The 16,739-nt window shown below is 54.9% G+C and carries 10 protein-coding genes; 1 reads left to right on the top strand and 9 read right to left on the bottom strand.

What is annotated here, in order from left to right:
- Positions 1–11: 11 nt before the first annotated feature.
- Positions 12–863, bottom strand: a complete 852-nt coding sequence (locus tag B9Z44_RS06645) for a branched-chain amino acid ABC transporter permease (protein WP_108358871.1) — start codon at positions 861–863, stop codon at positions 12–14.
- A 240-nt stretch (positions 864–1,103) separates the two neighbouring features.
- Here B9Z44_RS06645 and B9Z44_RS06650 point away from each other — a divergent pair, with 240 nt between their 5' ends.
- Positions 1,104–1,655, top strand: a complete 552-nt coding sequence (locus tag B9Z44_RS06650) for a DUF2889 domain-containing protein (protein ID WP_108402000.1) — start codon at positions 1,104–1,106, stop codon at positions 1,653–1,655.
- Between the two features lie 197 nt (positions 1,656–1,852).
- Here B9Z44_RS06650 and B9Z44_RS06655 read toward each other — a convergent pair whose 3' ends face one another.
- From B9Z44_RS06655 to B9Z44_RS06690, 8 genes are all read right to left on the bottom strand, one after another.
- Positions 1,853–2,176 carry a hypothetical protein gene (locus B9Z44_RS06655; protein ID WP_170108476.1) on the bottom strand — a complete coding sequence of 108 codons (324 nt, stop codon included), beginning with the start codon at positions 2,174–2,176 and terminating at the stop codon, positions 1,853–1,855.
- Between the two features lie 65 nt (positions 2,177–2,241).
- Entirely contained in the window at positions 2,242–2,601 is a 360-nt protein-coding gene (locus B9Z44_RS06660; RefSeq protein WP_108402002.1) for a hypothetical protein, read from the bottom strand.
- Positions 2,598–4,646 carry a DUF637 domain-containing protein gene (locus tag B9Z44_RS06665; protein WP_170108477.1) on the bottom strand — a complete coding sequence of 683 codons (2,049 nt, stop codon included), beginning with the start codon at positions 4,644–4,646 and terminating at the stop codon, positions 2,598–2,600. Before B9Z44_RS06665 ends, B9Z44_RS06660 begins: the two co-directional genes overlap by 4 nt.
- Positions 4,647–4,711: 65 nt before the next feature.
- Positions 4,712–4,975: a hypothetical protein gene (locus tag B9Z44_RS06670; protein ID WP_108359364.1), complete on the bottom strand. Its 264-nt coding sequence runs from the start codon at positions 4,973–4,975 to the stop codon at positions 4,712–4,714.
- Complete coding sequence (locus tag B9Z44_RS06675; protein ID WP_108402004.1) at positions 4,972–13,029, bottom strand: two-partner secretion domain-containing protein; 8,058 nt, start codon at positions 13,027–13,029, stop codon at positions 4,972–4,974. The genes B9Z44_RS06670 and B9Z44_RS06675 overlap by 4 nt, the downstream gene beginning before the upstream one ends.
- Before the next feature lie 11 nt (positions 13,030–13,040).
- Positions 13,041–14,669: a ShlB/FhaC/HecB family hemolysin secretion/activation protein gene (locus B9Z44_RS06680; RefSeq protein WP_170108478.1), complete on the bottom strand. Its 1,629-nt coding sequence runs from the start codon at positions 14,667–14,669 to the stop codon at positions 13,041–13,043.
- A 220-nt stretch (positions 14,670–14,889) separates the two neighbouring features.
- Positions 14,890–15,387, bottom strand: a complete 498-nt coding sequence (ssb, locus tag B9Z44_RS06685) for a single-stranded DNA-binding protein (RefSeq protein WP_104800452.1) — start codon at positions 15,385–15,387, stop codon at positions 14,890–14,892.
- A 27-nt stretch (positions 15,388–15,414) separates the two neighbouring features.
- Entirely contained in the window at positions 15,415–16,602 is a 1,188-nt protein-coding gene (locus B9Z44_RS06690; RefSeq protein ID WP_108359613.1) for an MFS transporter, read from the bottom strand.
- Positions 16,603–16,739 lie beyond the last annotated feature (137 nt).

Raw genomic sequence — 16,739 nt, forward strand, 5'->3', positions numbered from 1 at the left:
GGTCCTCGGAATTAAGTGCGGCTGCCAGCAAAACCTGCGGGCTTCCAAATCAAGATGGCGACCATGAACACAAAGGGCAGCAGCACCGATGCATCAGGCAAATACACCGCGCCAATGGCCTGCACCATGCCCAGCAGCAAGGCGGCAATGAAGGCCCCTGCAAGTGAGCCCAAGCCGCCAATCACGACCACCACAAAAGAGTCAATCAACACGTCTGAACTCATGGAGGGTGACAGCGACAAGAAGGGTGCAGCCACCACACCGGCCAAACCAGCCAACGCGGTACCCAAGCCCACCACACCAGCGCTCAAGGCATCGGTGTTGACGCCTTGCATGGCGGTGGTCACGGGGTCGGTGCTGGCAGCGCGCACAAACAAACCGACTTTGGAGTAGCGCAGCCACAGGCTCAGGCCCAGTGCCACAGCCGCACCCATCACGATGACGCCAATGCGGTAGGCGGGCACGGAGGTGCCAAACAAATCGACAGAGAAGTTCAAGGCCTCGGGGGCGGCGACAGAGAGGTTGCTCTTGCCCCAGACCGACTGCACCATGTCTTCGATGACGAGCAGCAAGCCGAAGGTGACCAACACGACCGTGAGGGGTTCACGGTCTTGGAGCAGGCGAAAACCGTAGCGGTCCAGCAGCACCCCAAAGACGGCCATCAAGGCGGGGGCGACGACCAAGGCGACCCAGAAGTTGCTTTGCAAGGCCACGGTGTAGCCGAGGTAGGCGCCCAACATGTAGAGCGAGCCATGGGCAAAGTTGACCACGCGGCGCAGGCCGTAGATCAAGGCCAGGCCCGAGCACATCACGATGAGCAATGCGCCGTAGACGAGGCCGTTAAAAAGGTTGATGGTCAACATGTTGTCATCCTCATAAAACTCACCCTTCAGTTTTGTCACTTGTTTTCTTATGGGCGCGAGTATCAAGATGAAGCTATTCCATTTCCAATGAAATAATCGTATTAACCATATTTTTAAAATATATCTATGTTGGATGTGTCGTCTGTCGGCAAACACATGCGATCACCTTCGGTTCATGCACATGAGCGATAGAGGCTATACAGTCAGCGCTATCAAAACCCTCTGTTCTCAGGATTCACTTTGGCTTTACCAGCAGCACAACCGCGAAGACACGCGCACACAAGGCAAGTCACTTTCACTGGCTATCAAAGAGACGATGGCTTGTGGGACATTGAAGGTGTGTTGCGTGATACCAAACCCATGCCATTTGAAGTTCCCGGCGAGAAATCTTGGTTGCCGAACGAACCAATTCACAACATGTCGATTCGCTTAACGGTGAATGCACGCCTTGTGATTCAAGACATTCAGGTGTCGATGGATGATGTTCCGCACGACGAGTGTCCCCAAGCCATGCCACCTATGCAAAAACTGATTGGCGCTCAACTCGCCAGTGGCTGGCGAAAAGCAATTGAAGAAAACTTGGGTAAATCGCAAGGGTGTGCGCACCTGCGGGAGCTGCTGTTCAACATGGCCACCGCCGCGTTCCAAACCGTGACTGGCACATTTGAAGTCACAAACCCAGAAATACCACCACCTCACTTAAACCGTTGTGTCGCATGGCGGCTCGACACGGAATTGGTCAGCCGTCGTTACCCCATGTTTTTTAAACCACCATCCACCGATGGTTCTTGAACTTGGACATTGACAGAGTTGAAATCAAGGCAGGCGTTACCTTTTGCTTGGTCTCGCGATAGCCGGACATTTCTTGGTACACACCCGCTGTGGTGGTTTTTTCTGCATGGATGGTTTGGGTCGTGTTGGTACTACCGCCCAAGATCAGCTAACCCTCTTTGCTGGTGTGAGCCCCTGCGCTGCGCACAAAGTCCACCTTAGGTGCTGTCTTCGTTTCGCGTGGTCCACTCATGCGTGGTGCGGTTCTCGCCTGAAGCAATGGTCACATCCCCTGTACCTGCAATTTTGGCTTTGTTAGCAGCATCCACATTGGCGGCTACCAAAGCCACATTGCTGTTTTGACCCACGCCTTGGATGTTGACGTTGTCAGCCTTGAGGTTGAGGCTTTGGGTGGTGGTGACGGTGGTGGTGTCATTGCCACCGCCATAGACCTGTTTGTTTTGTACGCCTGTCAATGTGACATCGCCTAAGGCAATGAGGTTGATGTCTTTGGCTTGCACATCGCCGCCTTGCACGGTCAAGTTATTCAGTGCTGTGGTTGGCTTGGTTACCTGCTTTGATGCTGCTGGTGGTATGGCTCACGCTATCAACAGCCACGTCCAACAATAGACTTTCCTTTGAGCAAATCAACGCCGATATCACAGACGTATGTCTGATCATTCAGATGTAGAGCACATTGCAAATCACCAGAAAACTTCGTAACAACACCTTCCTCACAGGAGTCCTGCCCCGCAACTACTTCTCCACCCATTCTCTCGTACATGAGCTTTGCAGCATCACCTTTAATTACAAAGTAAGCAGCAGGTGGATCGGTCGGTGCGGGGTCAACTAATGGCGTTTGCCCAACGCCTATATCACCCTCCAAATGGCCCCACCAATCTCCAGCGGCGTTAGCGATTGATGCGACGGAAAACAAAAAACACACACCCAACAGAACTCGTGTCATTTGAACCCCACATGTAAATGATCGTTGTGCCCCGGCCAAGGTTTTACACCGACGATATTTGGGTCGTTGAAATAAATGATCGCATCTGGGTATTGCTGCTTAATGATGTTTACCAAATTTTGCGTCGCTGGTTGGTCATAGTTAGGATCTTTATAAGATAGCCCACCCGTACCGCTTGCCCTGATTGGGCGAATATCAACACTCGCACCTTCATCATGCGTTTTATGCCCCGGCGTAGGTCCAATCTCTTGGCTAATTTCAGTCACAACAATATTCTTTGTAGCCCCAGAATCTTTCCACGCAGTACCAATGCTCTCGAGAGCAGTTAATGTTTCCTCTCGTCCATAGTAGCCATTGCCAACCTTGCCAGAAAGCTCCAATCCCGAGTCTGGCTTCGGCGTTAGTAAATAACATTTGTGAATAATGCAATTATTCTCCGCCGCATTAGCCCCCATCTGCGATGCCACATTCACCGCTGCCGCGCTATCAGGCCCGCCCACCAAGGCTCCAGCCACGGCACTCATGCTCTTGGCAAATGCAAGAGCATTTGCATCTGTGGCGCCTGTGCTCTTGGCATAGCCAGCACTCAACTCCCCCACCACCGCGCCCACAGCACCTGCGCTGCATCCACCGCTATTGCCCGTGGTTGCCGCACCACCCACACAACCAGCTAGAGCGTGCGCCAGTGCTTGTGTGTAGGCGTTGAGTGTTGGGTTGGTTCCTGTCGCCGCTGCACCAATGCTGTTGGCCGTCTGCGCCATGCCCGCTGTGATGAGTGCGCTGCTCAGCGCTGTGCTCAACGTGTCTTCATTCAACGGTGTGCCGTTGATGGCGCTGCTCACCACCGCGCTGGCCAAGTTGTTGGTCACGTTTTGCATCAGGTTGGCTGTGAATTTGTCCACCGCTTGTGTGGTGCTGACCACTTGCGCATTCGCACCTGTTTGGCCTGTGGCCGTGGGTGTACTGCCCAGCTCTGCGAGCACCCCAGCTGTGGCCATCGCAGTGAGAACGCCTTTGACGTTTTGGCTGCTACCCATGTCTTTGAGGGTCTTGCCAATGTCGCCACCGTTGTTCACAAAACTCACGCCTGCGCTTGAGGCCAGTGCTGCAAAACCTGCGTTCACCGCTGCGCCGTATGCCGTCACAGTTGTAACCCCTGCTGCCGTGGTCGTTGCCAACGTAACACCGCCTAATGTGGTCACGCTTGCACCGCCTGCCGCTGCACCTGTGGTGCCTACCACCCCTGCACCCATACCGCCGGTATACGCTGCAATGGCGATGGCAAGAATGGCCGCCCCCGCAGGCGTCAGCCCTTGTTGGTCATAGCTCCAGCTGTCTTTAGCAAGCTTGATCTCTTGCCAGTTCACATCCTTGCGTTGGCTCAAGTCACTGAGCCACTCCATGCCCGGCTGTTGGCTCAGTGTTTTGATTTGCTCTTTGAGCGGCTCGCCTGGCGGCAGCTGCACATCAATGCCGCCAGGTGCGCTGAACTTGGTTTTGGCTTGGATGTTGGCTAAAACTGCTGTTTCCGTCGTGCTGCCGTTGCCAGACATGCTTTGCCACACCAAGCTCTCGCTCTTTTGTGTGTGGCTGGTTTGCAGGGTCTCTTTGACGCCTTCGATCAGGATCTTGGCATTGGGGTCCGCTTTTGCACCTACACCTGCGTTGACCGTGAAGTTTTGGGCTTTGACTTGTGTGCCTTGCAGTTTTGTGTCGCCACCCGACTGGCTCAAGATATCGCCCTCGCTTTGCAGCTGCGTGGCGGCTGCTCGGGTTTGGATGCTGCTGTCATTGGTCTCTGACTTGGCTGTCTGCAGCAAGCTAAAAAACCGGATATCAATACCAAACCAGCTACTGCTGCTCTTGCTTTGCACCTCTTTTTTGTCCACGTTCAAGGCAGCAAGGTAGTCAATCTTGCCTTGGGCGCTCAGGCTCACATCGCTGCCTTCAATCGTGCTGGCTACCGTAGTCAGGTCTTTGCCTGCGCTGATCTCTACCGTGGCGCCCTTCACATCACTGCCCACTTGGGTGGTTTTGTCTTCCACGCCACACCACATTTCTCATTATTTCGCGCACCGCATAGGTCAGAGTTTCGGTTAGGTCTCAGACTCTACGCCCTCGGGAGACTTACAAGCGATTTTGCAACCGCCATCGTATGCGCTTCATTGTCATCCAGACCCATACGATCCACGACGATCCAGCGAAGATGCGCATAAACTTCTTCAACAGATCTCGATTCACCGAGCAGTTGACAAATACTAGGCGCGTATCCATCGTACTCAGTCATCGCATCAGGTATGTTTTGTATGCCGATTGGATCCCAATCCATGAGCAGCACCCTTTTGACATCAGAAAGCAAAGAACTAGTTTTCATGGCTTGCCCGGAATAACAGTTACAACACGACCATTCGTTGAATTAACGATAGCACGAAGATTGGTCGCAGCATCGTAATAACCCGTAGTGCCTAGACCAGTTGGGAATATTGTTCCATTTTCAATCGTGCTTTTCACTGCCGACGGAACAACCCCTCTACCCTGCATTTGATCCAATGCATGCCCTGAATAGTTGACACCATCAATCGCTGCTGGGGTATTTGTACCAGGAGTAACACTCATTGGGCTTCCGCCTCGTCCTACAGGTGCGGTGGTAGACGGTCCATTTTCAAGCGCATTGGCTACTGCTCTCTCACCGAGGGTCAATTCTCCCGCCGCCACTCCCCCATTCGACGTTTGAGCATTAGTCGCTGCTGTAAAGCTTGTGGAGTTCAATTTTTGTAATGCAGCTCTAGCACTAGCCGAGTCTGAAGCATCCAATGCAATTCCCAACTCAACGAATTGGTTTGCAACCACATCTCTCTGCGCTGGCGTTAGTGGCGTTGCGAGTTGGCCCACCTCTTGAGCTGCCACTTGAAGCGTCAAGTAGGTGGTTAGTGCTGCTTTGCCATACACGGCCGCACCTGCGCTATCTCCTTGCTTAGTCAGCGCAGTTGCAATGTCCCCCAGTGCTGCATATGCAGACTGCAGTTGAGCGTAGGCCTGTTGTTTTTCTTGAGGCGTATTTGCTAAAGCATAGGCATCTTTAGCATTCGTCGCATTGACCAACGCCTTAGTTTGTCGGTCATCTAACTCTTTGAATGCTGCATCAACAGTGGCAACATCTTGAGCGGTTACTGCTTGTTGTTTTAACAACTCCTTGGCACGTTGTTGTTTACCCGTTAGCGCATTATTCAACGCCGCATTCGCCCCCATCTGCGCCGCCACGTTCACCGCCGCAGCACTGTCAGGCCCGCCGACCATCGCACCTGCCGCCGCGCTCATGGTCTTCGCAAAATTAACAGTTGCGGCATCACTCATGTTTTGGCTTAGTGCATACGTTGCACTCAACTCCCCCACCACTGCCCCCACAGCACCTGCGCTGCATCCACCGCTGTTACCTGTGGTGGCAGCACCGCCCACACAACCTGCTAAGGCGTGCGCCATGGCTTGTGTATAGGCGTTAAGCGTGCCGTTTTGTGTAGCCGCACCAATGTTGTTGGCCGCCTGCGCCATGCCCGCTGTGATGAGTGCGCTGGTCAGCGCTGTGCTCAACGTGTCTTCATTCAACGGTGTGCCGTTGATGGCGCTGCTCACCACTGCGCTGGCCATGTTGTTGGTCACGTTTTGCATTAGGTTGGCTGTGAACTTGTCCACCGCTTGTGTGGTGCTGATGGCTTGTGCATTAGCCCCTGTTTGGCCGGTGGCGGTGGGTGTGCTGCCCAGCTCGGTGAGTACACCTGCTGTGGCCATAGCGGTCAACACGCCTTTGACGTTTTGGCTGCTACCCATGTCTTTAAGGGTTTTGCCAATGTCGCCGCCGTTGTTCACAAAACTCACGCCTGCGCTTGAGGCCAGTGCTGCAAAACCTGCGTTGGCTGCAGCGCCGTAAACGGTGCTGCCCATCAAAGTTGCAGCGCTCGTGCTAGTCGCCGCTGTGCCACCCAAAAGCTCTGCACCCATACCGCCGGTATACGCTGCAATGGCGATGGCAAGAATGGCTGCTCCCGCAGGTGTGAGCCCCTCTTGGCTGTACTCCCACTTGTCATAGGCTAACTTCACTTGCTGCCAGTTGATCTTAGGGTCTTTGGCCAACTCACCGATGTAAGCCATGCCCGGCTGTTGGCTCAAGTTTTGTACTTGGTCTTTAAGCGTGCCTTCAGGAATCATCACTGTGGTGTTAATGCCCGATGCAATGTTTACCTTGCCGTTAATTTGCGTTTGATTCAGCGTTTGTTTGGTCTCACCATAGCCGGACATTTCTTGGTACACACCCGCTGTGGTGGTTTTTTCTGTATGGCTGGTTTGGGTCGTGTTGGTACTACCCCCCAAGAGGAGCTGACCGTCTTGGCTGGTGTCTGCGCCCGCGCTGCGCACAAAGTTCACCTTGGGTGCGTTCAAGATGGCACCTTGCACATCGGTCACAGCCCCCACGCCAATTTGCACGGCTTCATACGAGCTCAGCTGGGTGCCCAAGGCTTCGCTCTTGATGCTGCTGTCGGTGCTGCTGCTCTTGCTGTAGGTGAAGCCCATGAAGCCCGAGCTGGTTTGGCTGCTGGTTGTGACCTGATGCACTTCTTGCACGGCGTACAACTGGGTGTTGTTCACACCCTCGATCTGCACCAGTTTCGAACCATCTAGCTTGGCGCCTTCGCTTTTGACGTTGTTGCCCAGCACTTTGACGTTCTGGCCTTCTAGCTCTGTGACCTGCGCGGTTTTGTCGAGCGTCTCGTGTTGGGTGGTGGTGGTTTTCTTTTTCAGCACATTGCCACTTGTGCTGCTGGTCGTCCAGTTGTGTTGCTGGGTGTCTGTGTTGAAGCCCATGCTCACATCACCTGCCGATGACACGGTTACATCGCCTTGGGTTGCTTTGACGCTCGCAGCATCCAACTGCACGCTATTTTGGCCATAAATCATCACGCCTTTGTCGCCCGTGATCTCGCTACGCTCGGTCACCAAGCTTTGGCGTACATCGCTGCCAGTTTGTGCCTTGCTATAAGCTTGCTCGCTCGTGAGTTTGACAGCACCAGCGGCCACGATAGCCGCTTGTTCGCCTGCGTGCATTTGCAGGCTTTGTGCGCTCACGTTGCCTTGGTTGGCTTGCACCACCGCGTTGCCGCCTGCATTAATTTGCACGCCTTTGATGTCTTCGGTTTGGGTGGTGTTACCCGCCAAGCGACTGAGTAAACCGCCTAAGAGGCCGCCGCCCCGAGCGCCTTTGATGTTGACGTTTTCGCTATCCACCACGGCTTGCAGGTCCACATTGCCTTGAGTTGAGGAGAGTTTGAAGTCTTCGCCTGCATCGAGCTTGCTGCCTTGGGCGACCACGCCCTTCGTGCCCTCGATGGTGAGGTTGCCACCCGCGCTCACATTGGTGGTTTCGTAGCGCACTTCGTCTTTGGTGCTGCCGTTGCCACGCACAAGGTGCGCTTCATGTTTGTCTGCGTTCAAAGCAACCGTGCCGCCTGCACTTAATCGTGCATCACCCTCTGCCTTGATCTGTGTGGCAGCCAAGGTCAAGTCATTGGCAGTGTCAACGCTGAGCCAGCCTCCACTTTGAATACTCGCAGACTTCAAGTCCACGCTGTCAGCCACGATGGCCACAGCCTTGCCGCCGCTATAGCTGCCGCCGCCGCTTACTTTGCCGGATGCATTGATGACCAAGCTGTTGCTGGCTTGCAGCGTGCCGGTGTTTTCTAGTTCGCGTGTGGTGATGGCCACGTCAGTGCCCACAATACGAGCGCCTTTGTTGTTGTCGTTGTTCTGGTCAAGGTGCGCCACATAGAGTTTGGGCACGAGCACTTTTTGGCCATCGACCACTTGCCACTCGGGCCACACCATGTCTTTAGTGAGGGCGGCTTGTTGCGCAGCGCTAAGGGTGTCGCCCAAACCAAAACCAAACTGGGATTGAGCCAATAGGCCTGCGTCCATGAGGCCCATCATGAGGTCGTAGTCGTTGTCAGTACCCGCCACCAAATGTGTGCGGCCTTTGAGGGCGTACATCTGGTCTTGCACGAGTTGGGTTTCGTACCAAGCATCGCCCAAGAGTTTGATGCCGCTGGGCATGAGGCCTAAGCGGGTGAGCAAGTAGTCAGAGCCCGCAAATTTGTTGTAGCTGGTGTACTGGTCATTAGCGGCAGGGGCAAAGAGGTCGCTGCGGCCTCGGATAAGGTATGGCGAGGTGGCAGGCGCTTTTTCAAACAACCCGGTTTGGCCGTTGGGCACGGTGTAGTGGCTAAAGTCAAACGTGCCATTGGGGTTGAGCACGATGCCGTCTGACAAGGCTTTGGGGCTGCCTAGGTTCAAGCTGGGTGCGGTGCCCGCCGCGCTGCTAGACGGGCCATTGACGATGCCAAAACGGTCTTTGAAGGCTTGGGTGAGAGGGGATGCAGTGCCTGAGCGCTCGTCCACGATAACCACGCGCGGGTCAGTGGACAGGCCTGCAAAGCCATCGCGTGTGTCGATGGTTTTGTTGTCCAGCTTTTCACTTGCGGTGACGGTGGCAGTACCACCCGCTGCAATGACGCCGCCCCATGTTTCACTGTAGCTCACGGTTTGGTGGCAGTTAAAGCATGCAGCCTTAACCACCATGTTTTCGGTTTGAATGGCGCCGTAAGCTCGATTGGTCAGCAAACGGGTGCCAATGTTGGCATTGAGACGGGCCGAGATGATGCCGTATTCGTTGTTCAGCTCGTCGGCTTTGATATTGAGGTTTTTGCCCGCCAAGATTTCTGCGCTCTTGCCATCGGCATTGAAGGTGTCTTTGGCAATTGTTCGAATTTGTGTACTGGTGCTGACTTTTCCCACCACACCACGTGCATTCACGGTGGGCACAACAGCGCGGTTGGTGATGGTGTTGGCTTTGAGGTTGATGTCGCCCTGGGCTTCGATACGGCCCACGTAGTTCAGGATGCTTTGTGCGTTGTCGCCCGCTTCGTTGCCTTGGATGGTGATGTCATCCACGGCGTAGATGCGCCCGCCGTTGTTCACCAGCTCTACACCGTAATGTTTTTGGCGGCCACCGCTGTAGATCAGCGCTTGGTTCTCAAGGTATTGGGTTTGGGTGGTGATGTCACCACCCGAGGCCAAGGTACCTTGGTTGAGCACTTTGTTGGCCTTGATGCTGAGGCTTTGGTTGCCTTGCACCATGCCGGTGTTGCCCAGCTCTAGCGAGGTGTCGCTGCTGCGCCCTTGCAGGGTGGTGGCTTTGCCAGTCAGGGTGCCGCTGTTGGTGATGCTGTCGGCTTTGACGACCAAGCTGTCGTCGCCTTGCACACGACCTGTGACAACAAGTTTGTCTGCTGTGATGTCTGCAGTTTTGCCACGAATCTGTTGATCCACCTCCAACTGCTTAGCAGTCACGCTGAGCGCATTGCCTGCAGCCATTTGGCCAGCCAACACATCGCCCTGCGCATTGACTGTGAGGTTTCGACCTGCGGCCAAGCTGCCTTGGCGGTTGTCGAACAACCCTGCGCCAACGTTGAGGGTCAGGTCGTTGCCAGCTTGAATTTGTGAGCTGGCAATGCCGAACACGATGACGGGGGCATCAGGCACTGTCAAGTCAACAGGCTTGCCGTTGGTCTGTGCCGAGCCTATTCCCGTAGTACCGTCAATCACAGCAGGTACTGCGGCTTTGGCCGTGGCAAGTTGCTGTGCAGCAGTTGAGGCAGCGGCTTGGGCTGTGTTGTTGGCGACTTGAGCCGCAGCCACATCATTTTGTGCCTGCGTAATGACTGCTGGGGTGCTGGCTGTGTTGGCTTGTAATCTAGCCAAGTTGGCCTGTGCGGCTTGCAGTGCGGCGGCTTGGGCCGTCACATTCGCATTGGCTGCATCCACAGCGGCTTGCGCCTGCGTCACGGCATTGGCTGCTGCGATGTCTGCATTCCAGTTGTAGCCTCCAGTGGACGTACTGGCGCCGCTACTGGTTTTGCTTTTATCCAAGAAAGTCAAGCTACTGCCACTGCTGAGCTGTGCGCTACTGGCATCTGTGACGATGCTGTTGGCTGTGACAGTGCCATTGCCTGTGCTGCTGATCTTGCCTTTGATGTTGACCAGTTGGCCTTTGGTAGGGGCTGGCGTGCTGGCAGTGCCAACTCCGGCCTGCACAGTCACATTCAGCGTAGCGGGCTGCGCACCCGTGCTGGCTTTGGTTTGAAGGATTTGGCCTTGGCTGTTGTCAATGTCACCAGCGTTCACACTGAGACTTTGACCTTGCCCTTCAATTTGACCTTTGGCATTGTTCAGCGCTAAGCCTGCTTGCACCTGTGCAGTGCCTGCACCCTGATGCAGGATAAGGCCTTCACCGTTGTCAATGTTGCCGCTGGCCGTGATGCTCAAATCACCTTTGCTACTCAGCGTGGCGCGTTTGTTGTACACGTCACCCGCTTCGACGGTGAGTTTGTTTTTGGCAAGAACGCTGCCGCTTGTGTTGTCCAACGTGGCGGCTTGAATATGGATGTCGCCGTTACCAGTCGCGTTGTTCTGACTGGTGATGTCTGTGCTGATTTGGTTGGCGTTGGTGACGTTGCCATAGCCAGTGATGGCAATTTGGCTTGCAGCTATCACGCCACTGTTGGTCACCGCTGTTTGAGCAAGTTGGTCCGTAGCGGGGATGCTGCTGTCTTGATACGCAGAAAGAGTGAACTGGTCTGCCTGCACACGGCCCGAGTTGTTCAGGGCTTGCGTGTTGATGGCAACGTTAGCGCCACTGAGCGCGCCCGAGTTTTGAACGGTCCATGCTTGGTTGACATCCAAACCACCTGTGGCCTCAATGACGCCTGCGTTGTTCATGCGGCGCACATCGAACGTGGCTTGGCCCTCGGTGTGGATGCGCCCTAAGTTATTGAGTGTGGTGGCGTGAATCGCAGCTTTACCGCTGCTGGCCACAGTTCCTGTACCAAGATTGAGCACTTTGTCTGTCGTCACATCCAACGACTGAGCATTGAGCGTGCCCGAGTTTTCTAATGTGCTGAGCTTGCTGGCCGTGAACGCGCCTTTGCTCACAAGATTGCCACTTTGCACCAACTTGTCAGCCTCAATCGCGATCGACTGATTCGCCGACATGCTGCCTGCGTTGTTGATGGCGTTGGCTTTAAGAACGAGCGTTGTTGCTGCCGCCATGCTGGCCGTGCTGCCATTGTCTAACGCACCCGCGCTCGTGAGCGTCACGCTGTTGCCTGAAATTTTGGCTGTGTTGTTGACGCTGGATGCAGCCACATTTAATGCGGCATCAGACACCACTTCGCCTGAGTTGCCCAATACTCCGGTCGTGATTTGCGCTGAGCCTTTGGCGTTGAGTTTGCCGCTGTTATCTAAGCTATTGCTTGTCACCGTCAACGCAGCGTTGGCGCCTACGCTGCCTTGGTTCACAAGAGCTTGGTCTACTTGCAAGTTCAAGTCTTGTCCGACCAGCGTGCCTGTGTTGGTCAACGATTGGACTTTGACATCCAGTTTTTCAGTGGCAAGCACACTGCCACTTTGTGTCATCTGCTGCGCGTTAATTTGGATGTTGTTTTGTGCACTGGTTTTGCCACCGTGAGTGAGCAGGCCATCACTGTTAATGATGACATTACCAGCACTGACCAATGTGCCATCCACGCGAACGCCCACACCTGTGCCTGTGGCCACCAGTTGAATTTGGTTTGCATACATGCCACCCAGTGCAGAGATGTCTAAGCTGCCCTTGATGTCGTTTTGCTTGATATAGCTCAGGTCGTCATAACGAACATCATTGCCACCTGCAATGACATTAATTTGGTCAGCGTGAATGCCACCTTGGATGTTGATGACTTGCGAGAGCAAGTCCACACGACTATCAGGCGCACTTAGGCCATCGGCCCCCACCACTAAAGTACCTTGGCGTACTTTGAGGCCATCGATTTGGCCCGCACTGCCCCACATGGGCGTACCTGTGCTGAGCGTGACACGGCTGGTATTGATGAAGCCGCAACCGTTACAGGTGACGCCGTTTTCGTTAGCGATGATGACGTCTGCCTTTTTACCCGCCACCTCTACAAAGCCTTGCAATTGCGACTGCTTGGCACCGACAACCTCGTTCAAGATCATCTTGGCTTCATTGCCTACCGTGAGGTTGGGGTTGCCCTCCACCCAGCCTGCGAGCGATGTGTTGCTGTTGCTAGCGCCGTTGTTCAAGATTAGGCCTTGCTTGCCCACATTGAACTCTTGGTAAACGTTGTGTGACACGCCCGCACCATTAGGCGTGGCGATGTTGACTTTGGGCAAACCGTTTTGCGTTTGGTCTACATAGGCTCGTCGTCCGTCATTAGGCGTGCCACCGTTGATAACCACTTGCGCAAAAACCAGTGCAGGCCCCATCAAGTAACTGGCGAGCAAGACACTCGCAATTTGACGGCGGGATAGGTGAAAGTGGGTCATAGCGTTCTCATTCACAAAGCAATGCTGAGGTGGGCTAGCCAGCGGCTGCGTGACTCGTTGACAAATTCTTCGGGGCGGCTCAAAGCGCGGGTGTAGGCAAGATCAGCTTTGACCTTGCCCCAGTCCATGCGCATACCCACAGCCATGCCGGTGACATGGTGTTGGCTGACTTGTTGCTGTGCGTTGGATTTGATGTGGCCTGCGTCGTAGCCCACATAGGGCGTGAGATTGACTTGATCAACGCGCACGGGGCTGCTTTCTAAGTCATTACGCAGCCAAGCACCGGTAGCACCGTAGAGACTGTGGTCTTGGTAGCCACGCACGTTGTAGCGGCTTCCCACATACATCTGTCCCAACGTAGGCGTGTTGTCTTGGCTGTCTTGCGCCTGAAAACTTGTCCGCCAAATGCCTTTGTTTTTAGGCAACGGCACTGTCAAGTTAGCCTGCGCTTTGTGCGCCCAGTAACGTGGGTCTGTACCACCGGGAATGCGGCTCATCGCATCTATCAGGCCCGTGCCTTGATCTGCACGCAATTGCCAATCCAAGATGTTGTTGCCAAAGTACTGTTTGCCCTTGATGCCTGCATAGGCCACAGCTAGGCGGCGGTACTGACTGTCGATGTTGATGTCTTGTGTGTAGCTGCGTTGATGGGTGAAGTCCAAACCCGCAATGAAACTGAACTTGCTGCTTTGATCGCGTGTGAGCAGGTATTCGTAACTCACACCCATTTTTTTAGAACGCGTTTGAAGCAAATAGTTTTGATTGATACCAGGCAACGTGAAATCTGTTCTAAACAGGGCCAACGATGTACCCCATAAATGATTGCCACTGGAGAGGTTGTAGTTAGCTGTTAAGCCCTCAAAGGTTGAGCCTAATGTGCCGCCGTCTAAGTTGCGGTTGTAGCCAATGGCAAGTTGGTCGTTGCGACCCAACAAGTTGTCAATCGCAAACTCGGTGTTGCTGCGCCAATGCCCCATGCTGGCGTTGCCGCTGTTGTCGACCATTTCGGTCCATCGCGTGCGTGGCTTTTCTGTCATCTCGACCACGACGACCGAGGTGCCCGGCTCTTTACCTGGGTAGAGCTGAAACTTGGCCTCTTGTGACGGCACACGATTGAGGTTTTCTAGGCCTTGCTCTAGGTCTCGCAGATTGAGGTAACCAGCAGGCTCTTGTGGGAACGCATAGGCCAATCGCTCATCAGCCTCTTTGTCTATGTAGCGGTAGCCTTCGATGCGACCTGCCACCACACGTAAGACCAGTTCGCCTCCGTTGATGTCTTGCTCTGCGGCATAGACACGGGTGGTGGTCCAGCCTTTGCGTTGGAACCAACTGTTCAAGTCACCTAGCAATGCGTTGATCTCTTCTGCAACCAGGCACTGACCTAAATAAGCGCTGAACAGCGCTTGTGGCTGTGCACCCATGGCATCGGGGTGGCCATCTAGCCGGATGGTCCGAATAACGCGACATGCACCCGCTTGCGGTTTGGTTCTTGGGGTAGTTTGGCCCGCGTCTGTCTCGGGGCTGAGTGAATCGACACCCAGAGACTCACGACGTGTAACGTCTTGGACCGCACGTTCGTGTTGACGAATTAATGTTTCAACAGGGGTGGTTTGAGCGAGTGCGGATGTTGCACCGATCAAACCCACAATCCAAATGTGACGACCCCTGTGCAGAGGGTTTCTTGTCTCGACCAGCCACATTCATTAACCCTTTTAGCTTCTTCAAAAGGGATTGATTGTAAATATATGTAGCTACATATTATTAATATTTGTTAATTTAAGCGTCTGCCTGGTTATAAAAAAAGCCGACTGGCTTATCACCAGTCGGCTTTTGATTGCATGCCTAATTTACGTCAGCAGATCAAAACGGGATGTCGTCGTCCATGTCGTCAAAGCCACCCTTGGCAGGCGCAGGTGCCGCAGGGCGTTGCGCTGCTGGGGCTGCGGCGCGAGGAGCTGCCGCTGGACGGCTGTAGCCACCGCCGCCTTCTTCGCCACCACCGCTGGGGCCGCCCATGCCTTCACGGCCACCCAAGAGCTGCAACTCAGTGGCAATGATGTCCACGGTGTTTTTTTCCACGCCTGTGGTTTTGTCGGTGTACACGCCGTATTTCAAGCGGCCTTCCACGTAGATGGGACGGCCTTTTTTGACGTATTCGCCAGCGATTTCGGCCAAGCGGTCATAGAACGTGACGCGGTGCCACTGCGTGTCTTCAATCATCTCGCCGCTGTTTTTGTCTTTGCGGCGGCTCGATGTGGCCACGCTCACGTTGGCCACGGCTTGGCCGCTGGGCAAGTAGCGCACTTCGGGGTCGCGGCCGCAGTTGCCGACGAGGATGACTTTGTTAACGGATGCCATGGGTAAATTCCTCCAGATAGGGGCTAATTATGGGGTCTTTGCGGAAGGGGCCAATCGCTTGGGCGCCACCATGGGCCAAGCTACCACCAGCCACAGCAGCATGAGTGCCGCACAAGTTAAAAACAGGCCTTGTGTGCCGTAGCTTTTGACAAGCTGACCGCCCATCACGCCACCCGCAAAAAAGCCCAACGATTGCAGCGTGTTGTACACACCCATGGCCGCGCCACGCGACGCAGCGGGCGCGATGCGCGATACCAAGCTGGGCTGCGTGGCTTCCAACACGTTGAAGCCACAAAAGAACGCAAACAACAACCAAGCCAAGCAGGTGATGCTGGGCGCGCCAGACGACACCCACAGCAGCGCCACTTGCACCAAAGCAATCAAAGCAATGGCGCTTAAAAACACCGCACGCAAATAACCACGGCGCTCCAGCGGAAACACACCGCCCATCAACACGAACGAGCCCAACACAGCGGGCAAATAAATTTGCCAGTGGTCATCTTTGCCCAACCCGGCTTGCACCAAAAACGCAGGGATCGCTACCCACATCGCCAGCTGCACCGCATGCAACACAAACACACCAATGTTCAGGCGGAGCAGCGCAGGGCTAGACAGCACTTGACGTAGGCCACCGCGGGCGGCATCTTTGTGCGCCACAGGCTCAGCAGGCACGCCCCACACCACCACGGCTGTGCCCAGCAGCGCCAGCACCGCTGTCAACACAAACAAGCCCGACAAACCAATGTGTGCCGCAATCACGGGCGACACCACCAGTGACAAGGCAAACATCAGCCCAATGCTTGCGCCCACCAAAGCCATGGCTTTGGTGCGCACACTGTCGCGCGTCAGGTCTGCCAACAAAGCGGTGACCGCAGCAGACACCGCGCCCGCGCCTTGCACCGAGCGGCCCACCAGCAAACCTGTCAAGGTGTCGGCACTACCGGCAATCAAGCTGCCCAAGGCAAACACCAACAAACCAAAAATAATCACCCGCTTGCGGCCCAAGCGGTCAGACGCCATGCCAAACGGAATTTGCAAAATGCCTTGCGTCAGGCCATAAATGCCCATGGCTAAGCCAATCAGTGCGGGGTCATCCCCGCCTGGGTACTTGCGCGCTTCCAGCGCAAACACGGGCAACACCAAAAACAAGCCCAACATGCGCAAGGCAAAGATGGACGCGAGCGAGCCACTGGCGCGCAGCTCGGTGCGCGTCATGGTGGGGCTATCGTCCAGTGTGGGGTCGGGGGTTAAGTTGATCGTCACAGCCTGCCATTGTCCTGCATTCCTAGCCAAGTTAGCCCGCCGCCACTATCATGGCGGGTTGCCCTTAATTTGACTGCCCCGTGAACAAA

Source organism: Limnohabitans curvus, from assembly GCF_003063475.1.
Classification (GTDB): Bacteria; Pseudomonadota; Gammaproteobacteria; order Burkholderiales; family Burkholderiaceae_C; genus Limnohabitans; species Limnohabitans curvus.